The organism is Neobacillus sp. (assembly GCF_031988165.1).
GTDB lineage: Bacteria > Bacillota > Bacilli > Bacillales > Cytobacillaceae > Neobacillus > Neobacillus rhizosphaerae.
Window position 1 is genome coordinate 109,155 of the sequence record NZ_DALZYO010000013.1, and the last position, 17,318, is coordinate 126,472.

At 36.5% G+C, this 17,318-nt stretch carries 21 protein-coding genes; 6 read left to right on the forward strand and 15 right to left on the reverse strand.

Annotated features, from left to right (window positions below; translation table 11 throughout):
- Positions 1–11 precede the first annotated feature (11 nt).
- From RTR43_RS09920 to RTR43_RS09945, 6 genes are all read right to left on the reverse strand, one after another.
- The gene (locus RTR43_RS09920; RefSeq protein ID WP_312471490.1) at positions 12–1,088 is read right to left on the reverse strand and encodes a phosphotransferase family protein; all 1,077 of its coding nucleotides are present in this window, start codon (positions 1,086–1,088) and stop codon (positions 12–14) included.
- Positions 1,089–1,233: 145 nt separating this feature from the next.
- Positions 1,234–1,800 carry a TetR/AcrR family transcriptional regulator gene (locus RTR43_RS09925; RefSeq protein WP_312471491.1) on the reverse strand — a complete coding sequence of 189 codons (567 nt, stop codon included), beginning with the start codon at positions 1,798–1,800 and terminating at the stop codon, positions 1,234–1,236.
- Positions 1,801–2,188: 388 nt separating this feature from the next.
- Positions 2,189–2,941, reverse strand: coding sequence for an SDR family NAD(P)-dependent oxidoreductase (locus tag RTR43_RS09930; protein ID WP_312471492.1), 753 nt, complete (start codon positions 2,939–2,941; stop codon positions 2,189–2,191).
- Positions 2,942–3,236: 295 nt separating this feature from the next.
- Complete coding sequence (locus RTR43_RS09935; RefSeq protein ID WP_312471495.1) at positions 3,237–3,431, reverse strand: hypothetical protein; 195 nt, start codon at positions 3,429–3,431, stop codon at positions 3,237–3,239.
- A 132-nt stretch (positions 3,432–3,563) separates the two neighbouring features.
- Positions 3,564–4,532, reverse strand: coding sequence for an alpha/beta hydrolase (locus RTR43_RS09940; protein ID WP_312471496.1), 969 nt, complete (start codon positions 4,530–4,532; stop codon positions 3,564–3,566).
- 14 nt (positions 4,533–4,546) lie between these two features.
- On the reverse strand, positions 4,547–5,092 hold the full coding sequence (locus RTR43_RS09945; RefSeq protein WP_312471497.1) for a helix-turn-helix domain-containing protein: 546 nt from the start codon (positions 5,090–5,092) through the stop codon (positions 4,547–4,549).
- A gap of 166 nt (positions 5,093–5,258) precedes the next feature.
- Here RTR43_RS09945 and RTR43_RS09950 point away from each other — a divergent pair, with 166 nt between their 5' ends.
- Entirely contained in the window at positions 5,259–6,137 is an 879-nt protein-coding gene (locus RTR43_RS09950) for a VanW family protein (protein WP_312471500.1), read from the forward strand.
- Between the two features lie 336 nt (positions 6,138–6,473).
- Here the strand turns inward: RTR43_RS09950 and RTR43_RS09955 are convergent, their stop codons facing one another.
- Positions 6,474–6,749 carry a hypothetical protein gene (locus RTR43_RS09955; protein WP_312471501.1) on the reverse strand — a complete coding sequence of 92 codons (276 nt, stop codon included), beginning with the start codon at positions 6,747–6,749 and terminating at the stop codon, positions 6,474–6,476.
- 104 nt (positions 6,750–6,853) lie between these two features.
- Positions 6,854–7,426, reverse strand: a complete 573-nt coding sequence (locus tag RTR43_RS09960) for a YkoP family protein (RefSeq protein ID WP_312471502.1) — start codon at positions 7,424–7,426, stop codon at positions 6,854–6,856.
- Positions 7,427–7,694: 268 nt separating this feature from the next.
- On the opposite strand from RTR43_RS09960, the gene RTR43_RS09965 reads away from it, so the two are divergent.
- The gene (locus RTR43_RS09965; protein WP_312471503.1) at positions 7,695–8,408 is read left to right on the forward strand and encodes a class I SAM-dependent methyltransferase; all 714 of its coding nucleotides are present in this window, start codon (positions 7,695–7,697) and stop codon (positions 8,406–8,408) included.
- Positions 8,409–8,641: 233 nt separating this feature from the next.
- The gene (locus RTR43_RS09970) at positions 8,642–8,893 is read left to right on the forward strand and encodes a sigma-G-dependent sporulation-specific acid-soluble spore protein CsgA (protein WP_248734553.1); all 252 of its coding nucleotides are present in this window, start codon (positions 8,642–8,644) and stop codon (positions 8,891–8,893) included.
- Positions 8,894–9,068: 175 nt separating this feature from the next.
- Here RTR43_RS09970 and RTR43_RS09975 read toward each other — a convergent pair whose 3' ends face one another.
- The 4 genes from RTR43_RS09975 to RTR43_RS09990 all read right to left on the reverse strand — a co-directional run bounded on the left by RTR43_RS09975 (position 9,069) and on the right by RTR43_RS09990 (position 12,618).
- Positions 9,069–9,251: a type II toxin-antitoxin system antitoxin gene (locus RTR43_RS09975; protein ID WP_312471505.1), complete on the reverse strand. Its 183-nt coding sequence runs from the start codon at positions 9,249–9,251 to the stop codon at positions 9,069–9,071.
- 12 nt (positions 9,252–9,263) lie between these two features.
- Positions 9,264–10,130 carry an SPFH domain-containing protein gene (locus RTR43_RS09980; protein WP_312471507.1) on the reverse strand — a complete coding sequence of 289 codons (867 nt, stop codon included), beginning with the start codon at positions 10,128–10,130 and terminating at the stop codon, positions 9,264–9,266.
- A gap of 121 nt (positions 10,131–10,251) precedes the next feature.
- Positions 10,252–11,121, reverse strand: a complete 870-nt coding sequence (locus RTR43_RS09985; protein WP_396954558.1) for a YitT family protein — start codon at positions 11,119–11,121, stop codon at positions 10,252–10,254.
- 891 nt (positions 11,122–12,012) lie between these two features.
- Positions 12,013–12,618, reverse strand: a complete 606-nt coding sequence (locus RTR43_RS09990) for a hypothetical protein (RefSeq protein ID WP_312471511.1) — start codon at positions 12,616–12,618, stop codon at positions 12,013–12,015.
- A gap of 272 nt (positions 12,619–12,890) precedes the next feature.
- Between RTR43_RS09990 and RTR43_RS09995 the strand changes: the two genes are divergently transcribed.
- The 3 genes from RTR43_RS09995 (at position 12,891) to RTR43_RS10005 (ending at position 14,269) form a co-directional block, all read left to right on the forward strand.
- Positions 12,891–13,094 (forward strand): DUF1657 domain-containing protein, encoded by a 204-nt coding sequence (locus RTR43_RS09995; protein WP_248734558.1) that lies wholly within the window; start codon positions 12,891–12,893, stop codon positions 13,092–13,094.
- An 87-nt stretch (positions 13,095–13,181) separates the two neighbouring features.
- On the forward strand, positions 13,182–13,388 hold the full coding sequence (locus RTR43_RS10000) for a DUF1657 domain-containing protein (RefSeq protein ID WP_312471514.1): 207 nt from the start codon (positions 13,182–13,184) through the stop codon (positions 13,386–13,388).
- A 20-nt stretch (positions 13,389–13,408) separates the two neighbouring features.
- Positions 13,409–14,269, forward strand: coding sequence for a DUF421 domain-containing protein (locus RTR43_RS10005; RefSeq protein WP_312471516.1), 861 nt, complete (start codon positions 13,409–13,411; stop codon positions 14,267–14,269).
- A 44-nt stretch (positions 14,270–14,313) separates the two neighbouring features.
- Here RTR43_RS10005 and RTR43_RS10010 read toward each other — a convergent pair whose 3' ends face one another.
- From RTR43_RS10010 to RTR43_RS10020, 3 genes are read right to left on the reverse strand one after another with little or no spacing between them, the layout of a single operon-like run.
- On the reverse strand, positions 14,314–15,300 hold the full coding sequence (locus RTR43_RS10010) for a DMT family transporter (protein WP_312471518.1): 987 nt from the start codon (positions 15,298–15,300) through the stop codon (positions 14,314–14,316).
- A gap of 15 nt (positions 15,301–15,315) precedes the next feature.
- Entirely contained in the window at positions 15,316–15,618 is a 303-nt protein-coding gene (locus RTR43_RS10015) for a DUF2164 domain-containing protein (protein WP_312471520.1), read from the reverse strand.
- A gap of 20 nt (positions 15,619–15,638) precedes the next feature.
- Positions 15,639–16,868, reverse strand: a complete 1,230-nt coding sequence (locus RTR43_RS10020) for an MFS transporter (RefSeq protein ID WP_312471522.1) — start codon at positions 16,866–16,868, stop codon at positions 15,639–15,641.
- Between the last annotated feature and the right edge of the window lie 450 nt (positions 16,869–17,318).

Sequence of the window (17,318 nt, forward strand, 5' to 3'; positions counted from 1 at the left end):
ATCCAGCTCCCTTATAGCTTTTCATCAGCAACATTTGCTGCATGCAAAATTAGATTTTTAACAAAATAATTAAAATTGGCAAAACGAGCATCATGTGTTTGCCCTTTTTTATAGCGATAATAGATTTGTTGGCCAATCACGGCGAGTTTAAAGTAAGCAAACGTTAAATAAAAATTGAAATTGGCGATATCTCGGCCGCTCTTTTTCGAATATAGTTCGATAAATTGTCTTCTCGTTAAAAATCCTTTATGAACAGCTGTCACTGGCGCCTTGCCTAATCCCATTTTCAAAAGGTCAGAATCATCTGGCTGATTCCAATAACTCATTGCTACTCCAAGATCAGCAAGCGGGTCTCCTACGGTGGTCATTTCCCAATCGAATAAACCTACCATTTCCGTTAAATTATCGTTAAACATCGCATTATTAAACTTAAAGTCGTAATGAATGATGGCTGCATCGTGGTTTTTGGGGATATGGTCTATCAGCCATTTTTCCAAGGAATCGACGACAGCAATTTCATCGGTTTTCGCCCGTTCATACCGGCCAACCCAACCATGGACCTGTCGTTCCATAAAGCCCTCTGGCTTGCTTATTTCAGCCAACTTAGTCTGTTTGTAATCGATGTCATGTAATTCCACAAGCTTATCAACCATTATTTCCGATAGGCCCCGGCAAACGTCTTTAGTTACTGTGATCCCATCTGGGAAGAACGTATCGACGACAATTCCATTTTTTCTTTCCATAAGGAAAAACGGGCTGCCTACAATGTCAAGATTGTTTGAAAAAAGGTAAGGCTTTGGGGCGGCAGGAAAAATAGGGTGCAGTTCTGATAGGATTTTAAATTCGCGCTTCATATCATGAGCCTTCGGTGCGACAGGTCCTAGTGGTGGACGGCGTAACACTGCCTCCCAATTTCCCATCTTTAGTTGGTAGGTTAAATTCGAATGACCAGCAGAAAATTGTAAGATTTCAAGGTGACCATCTGGTAATGATACGATGTTCTCATGTAAAAATTTTTCTAAAATCGATAAATTTAATTCTTCTCCTTTTCGGACAGGGATCGTATCTTTACTTATTTGATGAGGCATATTTATCCTCCTTTTTATATTGAAAATTCAGATTTATGATGTTGTAGTTTAAGTACTCAGAAATTGAATATTACCTCAATACTGACCGGTTGGTATTTTTTAAAGAGAGGGGATTAATCATAAATAGCCCTCTCTCACTTTTTCTTCACTTTACTTGAATTCCCTTTAAAATCATTTCGACAAAAATCTCAGCTACCTCCATATCAGAGCACCTCCCACTTGGATTAAACCACTGGTAACTCCAATTGGTTATCCCCAGGATTCCAAATGTAATGATCGGGGCATTTAATTCCGGTCGAAATTCACCTTTTTCCATTCCAGCTTTGATTAATCCTTCAATGTTTAGCCTAAACTGGTCACGCTTTGGGTCAATTATGGCAAGGCGTTCTGGACTTAAATTTTTCAATTCTCTAAAAAATATTTTCGCTGCAGACCCTCGGTCTTTAATATCTGTGAGCAGCATATAAACTATCTCAAATAATTTTTCTTTACAGGTTTTCATTGCGTCATTAAATATCCGATTTTGTTGAAGTAGCAATTCATCAATGTAACCAAGATGGATATCCATTAATAATTCTTCTTTACTCGAGAAGTAATAGTAAAATGTACCCTTTGTCACACTAAGGGAATCAACAATATCTTGAATTGATGTTTCACTAAATCCTTTTTTTTCAAATAAGCGGATGCTTTGTTCCGTTATTTTTTCTTTCACCGTTATGTCCTCACAATCTGTAAAAAGTCTATTAAAAATTATATCATATTCTATATCTCTCCTTTATACACATTCCATTGAAACTTCAAGAAATTCCCCTATCCACTCGTGATAGTAATAGCAATAAAATATGAACTTGATTATGCTGCAAGGCTGAAGCAAAAGCTAGAGAAAGGGAGGATAATTGCTGGTATGATAACTTTTTTCCATAGAAGGAAAGCGCATTATTTGTAGGATATTTTGCCGTTGTTTCTTGAAGAATTTGTCCTAAAGGTTTATTCGGCATCTTAACATTTATTGCGATAGATTCAGGGTAAAGAATTCACCAATTTTTCTTTTCACTCATGAATCTTCCTCCATCAATTTTTTCTCTACCATTGACTAATCGTTAAAAAGTCAGACCTCCTCCATCAACTGAAAGAGTTGCGCCGGTAATAAATGAGGCTTCATCCGATGCTAAAAATAGAACCGCATTGGCTACTTCATTAGGAGTACCAATTCTGCCTAGGGCATTGGCTCGTGAGATAATCGGCCACTTTCGCTCATTTTGCTTCCATAAATCAATAATTTTTGTATCTATGACTCCTGGAGCGATGGCATTGACCCGGATATTGTATTTTCCGTACTCAAGGGCCGCGTTTTGGGTCAGCACAACCACTCCCGCCTTTGAAGCATTGTAGGCAGACATATATTTTTGCCCTTTAAGTCCGAGCAAACTTGAAGTATTAATAATCGCACCGCCGCCTGCTTTCACTATCTCAGGAATAGCATATTTGATTCCAAGAAATACACCCTTTAAATTAATATCGATTACCCGGTCCCATTCCTCTTCTGCCAAATCAACACTTCTAACCTCTGAATTGCTTATTCCCGCATTGTTGAACATGATATTTAAGGTCCCAAATGTATTGGTGGTAACATGGATTAAATTTTTCATTTGTCCTGATTCAGAAACATCTGTTTTAACAAAAATAGCCCTGCCTCCGAGAACTTCTATTAAACTTAGCGTTTCCTCTCCTGCATTGGAGTCAACGTCAGCAACTACGACATTCGCGCCTTCTTCTGCAAATCGAATTGCGGTCGCGCGTCCAATCCCGCTCCCTCCGCCAGTAACGATTGCTGTCTTTCCAACTAATCTCATAATCTATCCCACCCTTACCATCTCACTCTTCAATCCTGGACTAACTCCCTGACTTACTAAATGTTATCCAAAGAAGTCAGTTCTTAACACGCTTACAATATATGCGCCATTGGAGGCAGCTTCATACACTCCCTTCTCATACTAACCAGTTGGTATGTTATAAATAAATTATACATTCTAAATTTAAATATTCAAACTTTTTTCTAAATATTCTAATAAACATCAACATGTTTTTTTATGTAAAAAATAAAACAGGCCAAGAAACGAATGGTTCTCTCTCGACCTTGTCAACCTATTAATATCTCCGATTCGATTTCTTTTGTTTATTCATTACTTCATATGACTTTTCGATGATATCCGTTAAGACATCACCTTTATAGATCCTACCAAGCTTTATCCCTTGTTGATAATACTCGACAATTTCATCCAGTTTCGCCGAGGTTTCCTTGGTAATTCTGATATTTAATTGAATTCTTTCGGTTTCAGTCATGGAAGACACTCCTATTCTTCTATTAGCTAATTGCTAGCAGATATCTATTTACTGCTAATATACTATAATTCTTCAAATTTTTCATTACAATCAAAAAAAGGCCGTCATATTGACAGCCCAGTCCTAATTAAACTAAATAATATCCGATTGCTGAGAAGCATTGATTATAAAATGATTTTGTAGCCAAGCCTCTAGGGATTTAATAAGTTCAGGATGTAACGGCAGATTTCCTTCCGCTATGATATCTTTTTTAGCCGTAAACATGGTTGACGTTTTCGTAATATACTTACAGGAATGCCCCATGTTATCCACAATATGATATTGTGCATCCCCTTTTACATAATGCGACAAATCTTTTAGCACCTCAGCATTTGCTTGAATATCTCGCTCCCCGGTAATCGCCAGAACAGGGCAAGTAACTTTCACCAAATCTTCTCTCACATTATAGGTAAAATGCTCGCGCATCCACTTGGCATTTGTTTTAACAAAACTTACCTTCATTACATCGCTTGTCGAGTTAAGAACCTTATCTATATATTTTTGTGCCTGTTTTTCAACTTTGTTTTGTACTCCCAATAAGCGAAGTAAAAATCCTTGAAATCCTTTTGCATTGATGATGTCCTGAGTAGCAATGTCCCTTTGTCTTTTTAACGCTTCGCTCAATGTCTCTACAGCACCTGCTAGTAAAATCAAGCCACCTAGCTCTTCACGGGAGGCAACTGCCGTACCAAGCATACTTCCTTCACTATGTCCAAAAACTATGACTTTATTAGCGTCCACTTCGGGGAGTCCTTTTAAGAACCGTACTGCTGCCCTGGCATCCTCTACTAAGTCCCACAACCCAGTTGTTAAATAATCACCTTCACTTTCGGCAACACCTCGTTTATCGTAGCGCAGGTTAATAAAACCAATGGAAGTTAAAAAATCGGCTAATTGTCGATAGAGCTTTAAATCCAACTTCTTATTCACTTTTCCATTACGATCTAATTTGCCGGTTCCCGGAATGATTAATACGGCTGGGTTCTTTTCGACGCGAGTTTCAGGGATACTTAATGTCCCCTTTAATGCTACTTTACTTTGTATCGTAACCTCTTTCTCCATATGATCAAGGCCCCCTATTGTTCTTTCGATTGTTCTGGAATGATAATCGTTGCAAGCGTTCTTCTTCTTCTGTCCCTTTGTGGCTTGTTCAGCGTAACCTTCGTATAAACCGCGGTTAAATCCTTAATAAATTCAGCGAATTCCTCTTCACTTAAGTAAAGGGGCGCCTGCCGGAAGGATACACCGTCTCTTCTTAAATCAATTATTTCTTGGTTTAGATACCTATCATATTCACCCATTAAATTGGCCATGAATTTAATAAACAAGCCCATATGTTCATCCTTAGAGAGTTTATTTATTTCTTCAGGACCAATTAAAGCTTTGTTTGGATTATGAATAGAATACACTTTTTCGATTGTGCCCCGATTTGGTATTTCGTCCACGATATGAATGACTTCTGCTTCTACAAGTTTTTTTATGTGCCGGTACAATGACGCTTGAGGGATATCTGCGAGCAATTCTTTTAATTGCTGGGCTGTTAGTTGTTGATTAATTAAGTATTGTATAATTCTCATCCGTACTGGGTGTAAAATAACCTCAACCGTAGTTTCATTCATCATCAAAATTAGCTCCTCAACTTTATTATCATTATTAATAATGATAATAATATGTTTTTTATTTTTTGTAAAGCTTTAGTTGGAAAATTTTTAAATTATTTCTTACACCTTTTGGATTACATAAAATGGCAAAATACTACCAATATTATAATGAGGAGGCTTGCAGGTTATGATTTTAGCTTTGATATTGGGTTTTTTTCTGGGGACTCAACAAGTTAATTCTCCAGATAGTTTAACCATTACAAAAGATGGCAGCAATGTGACAAGCATCAATCGATTAGATTTTTCCATTCCTTATACGGATTTACCAATCATTGATTCCAATCGATACAATCAATTTTTGGACAATTTAGACAAAAAGTTTTCTGTAGAACCTGAAAATGCCCGTTTAGACCAAAATGGAAGTATTATCTCCGAGCGTGTAGGTTATCGCATCCATCGCGATTCCTTTACGGAACAATTCTATGTTTATTTTTTTTCACATAAACAGTCCAGTATTGAATTACCCATGCTCAGAGTCCCGCCAAAAGTGGATAGTGAATTACTTGATGATATCCGTTACAAGCGGATTGGCCGCTATGTTACTTCTTATAATTCACATAATAAAAACCGTTCCACCAATATTCAGTTAGCAGCAAACGCAATCAATAATTATGTTGTTTTCCCTGGGGAGACGTTCTCATTCAATAAAGTTGTGGGTAAACGCACAAAAACACGGGGTTACCTGCGAGCTAAAGTTATCGTAAGAGGAGAGTTTACCGAAGATATTGGTGGTGGAATCTGCCAAGTATCCTCAACACTCTTTAATGCTGTGGATAATGCTGGACTCGAGGTAACGGAGCGCTTTTCACACAGTAGAGCGGTTCCTTATATTCCACCAGGACGTGATGCCACAGTTAGTTGGTATGGACCAGATTTTGCATTTAAAAATAAGTATAATCAACCTGTGTTAATTCAAGCGAAAACACTGGGTCATTTGTTAATCATAAAACTCTATTCTTCAGAGAGTATCCAATACATACCACGTAAAGTTCCTGGTGCAACTTAACATATTTAGAAAAGCGCAAGCGCCCTGTTCAGCGACGTAAGAGCTGGACTGAACCGACTGAGATTAATGTAAACTCGCCGACTGGCAAGCCGTTAGGCGAAGACAGAGGCGTAGTTGAATTTATGCGTTCAGAATTTAGGGAATAAATTCTGATTAGCTAAAGGAAACACGGTAAACGAATTGAACCGATGTTGACTTATCGTAGGGAGGTGAAGGAATCACTCTAGTCGCTAGGGCGCTTGCGCTGGACAATTTTCAAAGTTCAATATATAAATTCTTATATTATAAAAAAGTCCGCGCAATGGCGGACTTTTTAGGCTAACGAAAGGCATCTTTTTATTTAATATTATTTTTATTTAAAGCACTTTCTAATAGCTCTTCTGAAAACTCTGTTAAGGCAGTGTCATCCATCCTGTTAAAGTTCATCTTAGGGGAAAAATTTTTTACAACATTTTGAAAAGGAAGTGTGAAGTCTTTACGCTTCCCTCTTGTTACCCCAAAAACAGTAGCCGCACTTATTCCAAGGCCTAAGAGGGATGCCCACATTGCTCCATTACTCTTACGTTTAGGCTTAAGCACCTTGAAAAACGACTGCTTTCTATTGCTCCTCATCGACAGCACTCCTTCCAAGTTTATGGAAAGCGAAAAGTCCCTTTCCATTTGTTTAATTTGTTCAATTCCTTTGAAAATTATTATTAGGAACCTGTGATGCTTTGTTATTTACTAGCAGGATTTTGCCAATAAATATCATAAAGTTTTCTCTTTGATAAAAATAAATAAGTAAGTTGATTTTTGTGAAAGTTTTTGAAGGAAGAACTGGAAAGCAAGAATATAGGCAGTTGACCAATTTTTTTAAAGTAAATATATAATCGGTTTGAAGGAGGATAGCATTCGAACCCTAACGACCTTACACCTTTATTAATAGTTGTAATTCCAATTACCCCCTTAATTTTTACCTCTTCAGGATGTTCCTTTAAATAGACGGCCAGCAATGGCATCGAACCTAGAACCAACTTATAAATCAGTCTTGCACGAATTAGATCATTCTTAATTTTTAGATGGTCATTTATTAACCTGACATTGTGGAAGTGAATTTTTAATAATAAGTCATTTCTGTTAATGCATGTGCCATCAGAGAGAGTAAAATTATCCCCTTTATATTTAGTAATCCGAACACGAAATATCGATTGTCCTTTACTTCCATTGTTAACGTAATGCAAACGAGAACATAAAAAAAAGAAGGGATCGATTAATTTCCAAATCCATAGAATTGTTTGACGTAAAATCAAGGATCCACCGCCTTAACTGCCTTTATCAATCGGATGATAAAGGCGTTTCATTTTTAATTTGGTAATGTAAGGATATGAAGAAGATAATAAAAAGAAGCAGGTTTTATTACCAAAAATTAATATTGAGTTTATTTTTAGTTTACATAACTTTATTATAGGTATCTATATTTGGATCGTACTTTAACATCACACGAAATAAAGCTCAAAAGAAATGAACTTCTCTCCGCTTTTTATCATACTATGCAAAAAAGATAGGTAGGTGGAGTCTATGGGAGGATTAACATATATTGATTTCTTAGCCAAGTTTGGTGTTGGCGGAGCCCATCCAGGTGGAATCCCATTAACCAAAAACATGCTTGCCAAAGAAAATATTACTAAGAACTCGTTAATTTTAGATGCAGGCTGTGGAACTGGACAAACTACTGCTTATTTGTACCAGCAGTATAACGCTAAAGTTTTCGGTTTAGAAATCAATCCGATAATGGTTGAAAAGGCAAAGAGCCGCTTTGAAAGCTTACATCTTCCGATTCAATTATTTCAAGGGTCAATCGAAAAGATTCCATTCGCAGATAATAATTTCGATTTTATCTTGTCCGAATCAGTATTAGCTTTTGTAGATAAACCAAAGGCATTAAAGGAATTTTTTAGAGTACTAAAACCAGGTGGCCGTCTTATTGCCAACGAAATGACTATTAATAAGAGGTTAAGTCAGAAGGAAGAAAAAGAAATTAAGAACTTTTACGCATTAGATTCCTTATTATTAGAGGAGGATTGGAGTCACCTATTAGAAGTTACAGGGTTTCAAAATATTGTACTGAAGTCCCAAAGCCAAAGCATGAGTCAAGGAAACCACGCACAGGAGTTTAATTTTTCTAATATCTTCGAACCCGAGCTTTTTGATATTCTTAATCAGCATGGAAATATGGTCATAAAGTATCAGGATTATTTAAGCTATCGAATAATTACCTGTTCAAAGGTGTAATGGATGATAGGTACGGGTACAGTTTCTGGTGTATAGACGATTTCCAGTCTGATTTCTTCCATTATCAGCTTCTTGTTCTTCTTTTACTAAGCAAGTATGACTTCATACTTGCTTTTTTGTCTAGTATTTCCTATCTTTCCCCTTTCGGCTAGTTTAACCATCTAAACATATTGCTTGAGCGCATATAAAAAAAATTCCGTTAAAAAATAAAGCTGAAAGGTTGGGTGATGAAAATGGATAAAACGTTAGGATACCTTAGGGAAATTTTATCAAATTATACTGATGAACATTCAGATGGCAGGCGATTATTTTATAAATTGTCGGATGGCCATTATACATCCGAGGGATCTTTTGTCCGAGATTTGAACCAAAGAGAAATTCATTTTTTAAATAAAATCCTCCCAAATGAAATTAGATATGCAAAAGAAGAACAAGACGAAAAAAGAGCTTATGAATTGAATGAAGTATACGAGCTTTTATTTTGAGGTTGAAAAAGATGGCAGAGATTCTGCCATCTTTTTAGGAAATATTTCATTTTTTGCAAAACTTATTTCCAAGGCAAGCGCAAGGTACGACAAAAGATGATGAAGAATCAACCATTTTTTCGCTATGAAACGACATAAAATACGTTATATCATATTGCCCAATTACAACAAACGGTTAATTTTCGTCACTATTTTCACCTTGAGTTTGTTTTTTTAATCTTCCTGCCTCTTTAAGTGCTTTGTTAATTATCAATTCTATTTGCGCATTGATGCTACGAAATTCATCATTTGCCCATTTTTCTACTGCATCGTAGGATTGCTGGTCAATACGCAATAAAAATCGTTTTTTTTCAGCCATCAAACCACAACCTTAGTAAATTGTTCCTGTATTAATCACTGGTTGGCTACCCTTTTCAGAAACTAATGCAACCATTAAATTATTGACCATTTGAGCTTTCTTTTCTTCATCCAATTCGACAATCCCTTCCGTACTTAACTGATCAATGGCTGATTTCACCATAGAAACAGCCCCTTCAACAATTACCTTCCGTGCTGCCAACACCGCCTTCGCCTGTTGTCTCTGAAGCATCGCATGAGCAATTTCACTTGAATAGGCTAGGTGCATTATCCTTGCTTCGATAATTTCCACACCGGCCAAACCCAGTCTTGTTTGCAAATCCTTCGTTAACTCATCGCCTACTTCATCTGAATGCTGCCTTAATGAAATTTCATAGTCATTGTTAAAGTTATCATAGGGGTACTGACTGGCAATATGTCGCAATCCTGTTTCACTTTGTGTATGGACAAACTCTTTATAATCTTCCACCCCGAAAACCGCTTTGGCAGTATCAGATACTTTATAAACCACAACCGCTGCAATTTCAATCGGATTTCCTTCTAAGTCATTTACCTTTAACTTATCACTATTAAAATTAATAACCCGAAGTGAGACCGTTTTTCTAACAGTTAAGGGTAATGTCAACCAAAAGCCTTCATGCTTAATTACACCTAGATAACTGCCGAATAATGTGAATACTTTTGCTTGATTAGGCTGAATAATTGTTAAACCTGAAAGGAGCAGAATTGTGATTAAAGCGCACAAAATAGCTGCTAATAACCAAATAAAGTTTTCAGTTAGTACAAATTGATTAAAACTGAGGCCAGTCATTGCCGCACCTAAAAGTAATAGCAATAACCCCAAGAAACCATTTATTTTGCCTATATTTTTCTCGTTCAAACCAACCACTCTCCATTTAGTTAATTTTTCCATCTCTCATCATTATGATATCACTTTAATATCAAAAAAAACAACCATAAATACGGAAAAATAAAAAAAAGCCAGCAAAATTTTGCCAGCTTTAATGAATGTCTTTTTTCTTAAATCTTCCTCCACGAACTTCTGCGATATCCGCAACCGCTAAAAAGGCACTATCGTCATTTTCGGTAACGATTTCCTTCAATTTTGCTTCTTCAAGACGATTGATAACGCAAAATATTACTTTTTTAATATCACCTGAATAGGCTCCTTCGCCATTAATATACGTAACGCCTCGACCAAGACGATTCATAATGGCATCGCCAATTTGTTTGGCATTGTCACTAATAATCCAAACTGATTTGGATTCATCAAGGCCTGTAATGGTGATATCAATCGTTTTGTAAGCGACAAAATAGGCAATTAACGAATACATCGCCCGGTCCCATGTGAAAACAAAACCAGCACACCCTAGAATAAAGAGATTAAAAAACATGATGATTTCCCCAACGGAAAAAGGAAGTTTATTATTAAAAAGAATGGCAAGAATTTCAGTTCCATCTAAGGAGCCTCCATATCGAATGACCATTCCCACACCTATTCCGAGGACAATTCCACCGAATACGGTTGCAAGGAGTATATCTTGAGTAAAGGCTGGAACTGGATGGAGTAAAGTAGTACCGATCGAAAGAACGATAATACCATAAAGGGTAGATAGAGCGAATGTTTTTCCGATTTGCTTGTAACCAATGAAGAAAAAAGGAATATTAAGGATAAAAAGGAAAATCCCTAGTTTCCATCCCGTAATATAGGAAAGCATGATGGAAATACCGGTAATCCCGCCATCAATAACATTATTGGGAACGAGAAATATTTCGAGTCCCACTGCCATTAGCATGGCACCAATAGTTATTAATAGTACCCGTTGAAAAATCTTTCGTTTCGTCAATTTGCGGTGCTGAATTTTTGCCATGATTGCTTCCTGTTGTTCGATCAGAGTTAATTCTTGTGTTCCTGTCATTATCTGGCCCCTTTCAAAATAGACTTCTAATTACAGTATAACGAATCTTGAACTTGATTAATAATTATATGCTTTTATTAATTGAATAGTTAGAGCAACTACCATGTTATCAGGATTGTATTAATATCTTTCTATTTGAATTTCAATGAAGTATGAACTTCAAAAAAAAAATAAAAAGAAGCTACCTCTTTTCTGAAGTAACTCCTTAGTGGTATTAACATCTTAGGGGACCCAACCATGACATCAGCCAATTAAATAATCAAAATACGTTTCCTTTTTAGTCAAATAACAACCAAAAGAGGATACTTTGAAAAATCCGCTGATGTGTGTTTGTTCCGTTTAAGGAATTAATTCACATGTAATTTAATGGAATTCAAATTCCTAAAAGAAACAAATCTTTGGTTTGAAACCAATTGAGACTCTTACTCCATCATTTGGATTTATAGCTTCTTGGCAATGTAGCTATTTGGATTAGGGTTTTGATTGATTACATCGAAATAAAATTATTCTTGTATCAGATGAAATCATCTATAAATCCTCAACTTATTCCTTTGATAGTGACTACGATTGAAAACACAAATAGCACTATAAGAGGATTTTGTTTTGGATTTATGCCTTTCCAATGTGGCTGTTACATCGCTCCACCTACCAAATGATTGTATAGGAATAACCTTACTACTCGTTCACTAACGGAACGAACACGTATGGTTGAGCCTCCTAAGATGTTAACTTTAATATTTTCTTTTACAACCTTATTATAACACGGAATATTTAGAATTTACCCAAAAATTGTTACAAAACTGTGAATTTTGAAGATGGATCATAAAAAATCGCCATTGGCTGTTAATCCACAATTGGATTATTATAATTGTCCTTCACGGGAATATGGTTTTCTTTTATTTTTTCCTCAATTTGCCACCTATGATCCCTCAAGTAATCATTATTCAGAAGGGTTACTTTACCGCCATCCCCTTTCTCAAATTTATATTGAAATAAACCAGTGGTGCCTTGGTGGTTTCGATAGACGACATGAACTTTTGTTATTTCATCCCATTTATATTCAGTTTCCTTTAAGCTTGTCAAGGAATTATAATGGATACCTTCTTCATCCAAATAATAGTAATTCGTTAAGCTCAAGGCAAATGCTGGAATACTTGCAATCAATAATATCCCTGTTATCCATTTAAAAGCACGCCCTTCCCAGCGCTCTCTAAAAAGTAAATAAAAAGTAAATACAACTGCGATAAACAACATTCCACACATAAACGTTATATAAGCGGATAATGGGGTCGTAAAAAACCATTGGGACCGTGAATAGTAAACCAGACTCTGAAAGGATGCCACAACTACAAATGGAACAAACAAACTGCTTATGTATAAAATTATGGTATAGGCAACTAATTTAACATGATGATCATCAGCTACTTCTTTTCTTTTAAATAAGATCAAAAATTATCTCTCCCTTATGTATGATTCTTCTTCCTATGATTTCTATTTTACCTTATAATTGCCAATATTTGAATTATTCAACGAAAATTCGAAGTTCATTTTTCTATTAGATCCCTCAACAATTTTTATATCACGGCTGCTAATTTCTCGGAAATTTTCAACTGATTGGAAAAAGTTGTTGTACACGAAACTTATTTTAAAATACATATGCATTCATTATTTTGGCATACTACTTTTGTATTGAAATCTTAATTAGAAAGAAGGAATTTTAGATGACAGTAGGAACACAAGTAAAACAAGCATTAGCTGGCTTAAAAAGTGCTCAGGCAAGCTTTGAAACCTTTGCACTAGCAACTGATAACCAAAATGCCAAACAAATTTATCAGCAGGCAGCACAACAAACTCAAACAGTTCTTGACAGCGTTGAGCCACGTCTACAAGAAATTTTAGCTGAAGAACCACAATACAACCAATAATGGTTAGAATAGGTTGGCGATTCTGCCAACCCATTTTTCATTTCATCAACAAATTAACGTATCACTTTATGAAAGGAAGTCTGCAATGTGACAGTTGCTTCAAATGTAATGCAATGTCTTTCTACAATAAAAGGAATTGAAGCACAGTTATCCTCCCTCGCCTTAAATTCTCTTGAGGAGGAAGCAAAGGCCGTATTCCATGAAACAGCATTAACAATTGCTAATATAAAAAAAGATCTACAATACCGTGTTTTAGAACTTGAACGTCAAGAACCGCAGTATAAAGGTTCATAATGATTTTGAGGTGAAAAATAATGCCAGGTTGGTTATTTATTATTACTCGGTCGTTGATTTTTTTGCTGCTCTTATTTATTACAACAAAAATACTTGGAAAGAAACAAATCTCAGAACTATCCTTCTTTGAGTACGTTGCAGGTATTACAATTGGAAGTATTGCCGGTGAAGTAGTTACGGGACTTGAGTCTAACATGTATCATGGTGCCCTGGCTATTATCGTATTTGGATTTATTACTTTTTTGGTGAACTTTTTATCAATAAAAAGCAAAAAATTCAGTGATTTCGTTGAAGGAAAAGGCACTGTCGTTATAAAGGACGGGAAAATATTAGAGAACAATTTAAAAAAGGAAAAATATACGATTGATGAACTTTCGGCTCTGCTTCGCCAAAAGAACATTTTCCAATTCACAGACGTTGAATTTGCTGTTTTGGAACCGCGAGGAAATCTAAGTGCCTTATTAAAAAAGGAAAACCGGCCGCTTACACCAAAAGATATGCAAATGAAAATGGGGAAAGAGAGAGAGCCTCAAACCGTTATTATGGATGGAAATATCATGGATGAACCATTAAGGTGCGCTGGAAAAGGAAGAGGCTGGCTCTATACTGAGTTAGAAAAACTAGGAGTTACCCTTGATAATGTTTTTCTTGGGCAAGTAGATTCATATGGGGGAGTAACCGTTGATCTTTATGATGATAAAATCAAAGTACCTGAAGCAGCTCAACGCCCTCTCTTAATGGCGACACTAAAAAAAACCCAAGCTGATTTAGAAATATTTTCACTTGAAACCGAATGTGATAAATCAAAAGCGATGTATATGAAAAATGCTGTGATTTTACAGGAAGCCATTGAAAAATTAACCCCCTTTCTTATTGGATAAAGTAAAAATCCTTATCAACGAAGATTGATAAGGATTCAATATTTTTATGAGCGTATTCTGTTGTCAGTTGTTGATATGGAAATCGAGGTTGGAGCACTTTTGTGTGAAATATAGCTATGCAACACCATACCAACCATTACTAATCCCATGCCACTCCACGATAAAGCATTCGGGAATAAGGAATTTAAAAGGAACAATTCACCAATAACCGCAAATAAAACTTCCATCGATTGAGTTGCTTCAACTGCAGCTAATTTTTGCATGTCCCCTCTTACCAGGTCTGTAGCATGAAAGAAGAGAATGGTTGCGACAACACCTGAGGAAATGGCAACCAGACTGGATTGGATGGACTGCCCAATACTAGGTGGTCCCACTTTAAGTAATCCGTATATGGATAAAACAAACCAAAAAGGCAAACTCGCTAACGTCATTCCTAAAACTCGTTGAAAAACATCGAGACGGCCTCCGCATAAATCCATCATTTTACGATTTCCCAGCGGATAGGCAAATGATGCTAGGATAACTGGAAGCACACCTAGAGAGATTTCAGCAATTGATAAATGATTGGCTTGCTGCCATTGCATCAAGATGATTCCTAGCAGAATAATTGATGACATGGCCATCCCTTTAAAAGGAATTTTCCCTTTCAATTGAATGGGTCCCTTTTCAGTCATCACCTTTTCGTAAAAAAGTGGAGCAAGAAGTGATCCAGAGATAATCGTTATTTGCCACGTGGCGGCGATTAACCACCCAGGTGCATAGGCCGCAGAAAAACATATAGGAGCATAAAACAGCCCAAAACCAATTGAGCTCCATACGAGCCATGTTATCGGGTGACTTTTCATTTCAAAAAGCAATGAATTTAAATTTTTTCGTCCGATTACGATGATAAAAAGAAAAGGAACCATAAAGAAATAGCGTAATGATGCACTCCAAATCCAGCTGCCACCCGCTAAATCCATCGATCTGTTTAATATAAAGGTAAAAGCAAAAAAGAAAGCAGCAAAGATGCCTAATATTATCGGTCGCATTGAACAATTCCCTTCTTACTTCAATTTCTTTTCCAATGAAAAAAGATCCTCTTCTAATGCAGCCATTCGTTGCTCCATTATTTTGCGAGCGTCCCTTATCGCTTCATTGTAAAAGTGTGGTCCTAATTGATTTTTAAAAAACTCATATGCATTTTCAGCAGCAATTAAGCCAATCTCCTCATCTCTTTCTTCATAGAAAAAACGTTGAATTTCGGATATCATACTGTCTTTTTGTTGTTTCGTAAATTGAATAAACAGAACAACCGCTCCTTTTTCATATCGATATAGTGTTATTTTCCTTGATAAAAGGGAAACCATCAAGTAGTTTCCCTTTAAAATTAATTACTTTTAGAAATTGTTTCCCCAAACAGATACCTTCTGCTCCTAAGTGCGAGCAAAAAAGAACAAATAAAAAGGATTGTCGCCACTTTAAATGTCGTTCGCACGCCAAATTCGTCGGTAATCCAGCCCATCACGAGCGAGGATAACCCGAATGTACCAAAGATTAATGTCCCTCGTGCTGAATAGACTTTAGCTAGAAGCTGCTCCCTTGCGTTTTTTTGGATAATCGTTGTCTCAGCTACATCCCGTGCCATTTGCGGCAGGCCAAACAAAAAGGAGATGAAAAGGGCAAACCACGGAATGGAAGTAGTCCCGAACATAAAGGTAATAGCTATTAAACTAAAGGTTGACCACAGAATCGTTTTCCCTAAATTTCTTTCTAATAGGTAGGAAAAACGATAAATCAGCAGTCCAGCAAACAGCATTCCGGCAAAAAAGGATCCATTAATAAATCCCCACCAGTTCTCTCCTTTATTTAATGCTTCTGAGACATAAACAAACAAGATGGCAGCAATCCATACGCCATTAGCAAAAGTTTCAAGGATATTCATAAAACTGATTGTCCGAAGCTGCTTTGAATTCCATAACATTCTCCAGCCCTCTTTTAAGGCATCCATACGAGTTTGGGTTTCTTGACCTGGTAAATGAGCAGTCGGTTCAATTAACCCCATTAATACTGTAGAAATAAAGTACAAACTAAAGGTTAACCAAAGAATTTTTCCTGCCCCTAAGGAGACTAACAGAATGCTGCCGATTGGCCAGGCAATAAGTTGGACAATCTGATCGGAAATAGACAGTAAACTATTGGTTTTTACTAGCTTACTCTCTTCCACCAGACTAGGGACAAGTGCATTTCGAGCTGGCGACGCCCACCCATCTAAAAAAGAAATAAGACAAATAAGCAAATAAACCCAAATCAAACCTCCCTCTTCAATCGTTGCAGTACTTAAGCCTAATACGAGTAGCAATAATGACTTTCCACTTTGCGAAAAAAACAAGATCGATTTGAGTCTGTATTTATTAATAACCAATGGTGCTAATAAACCGCTAATCAAGGCGGAAAAGGTATTAAAAAAAGGAACTAGTGACATATAGGTAACGGACTCTGTCGCCTCAAAAATCAACTTAATTAAACAGACGATATATAAAATATCCCCTAAGTTGGCAAACATTTGCCCAAACCAAAGAAACCGGAAAGAACTGGGTCTTCCGACAATATTGAACATAAAACACCCTCACTTTTTATTCAATTTATTTGTATAAAAGTAAAGGTTTTTACATCGGATTGCCTCCAATTCACATTGTTTTATTCATTTAGTATAGCAAATTTTTCAATATTTTGTTTATTATTTTTATAAATATATTCCTGCCTTCATAACTAATTAAACAAAAATAACCCCAAAAGATTGGGGTCAGGCTGTTGAAAAACCTTCGACAGTCTATATTTATTTATGTAGCTTTAACATTTCACTGCGTTAATTCGTTATGAAATTATTAATGTAACATGTCTGTTGATTTGCGTTCCAGAAGCTTCGCTTTCCGCGGGCGTGCCGGGGAGCCTCCTCGTCGCTAGCGCGCCTGCGGGGTCTCCCCTGCCCCGTACTCCCGCAGGAGTCTCGCTCCTTCCGCTCCAATCAACAGGTGCAAATTCAATAATGTCCTCACACAACCAAAAA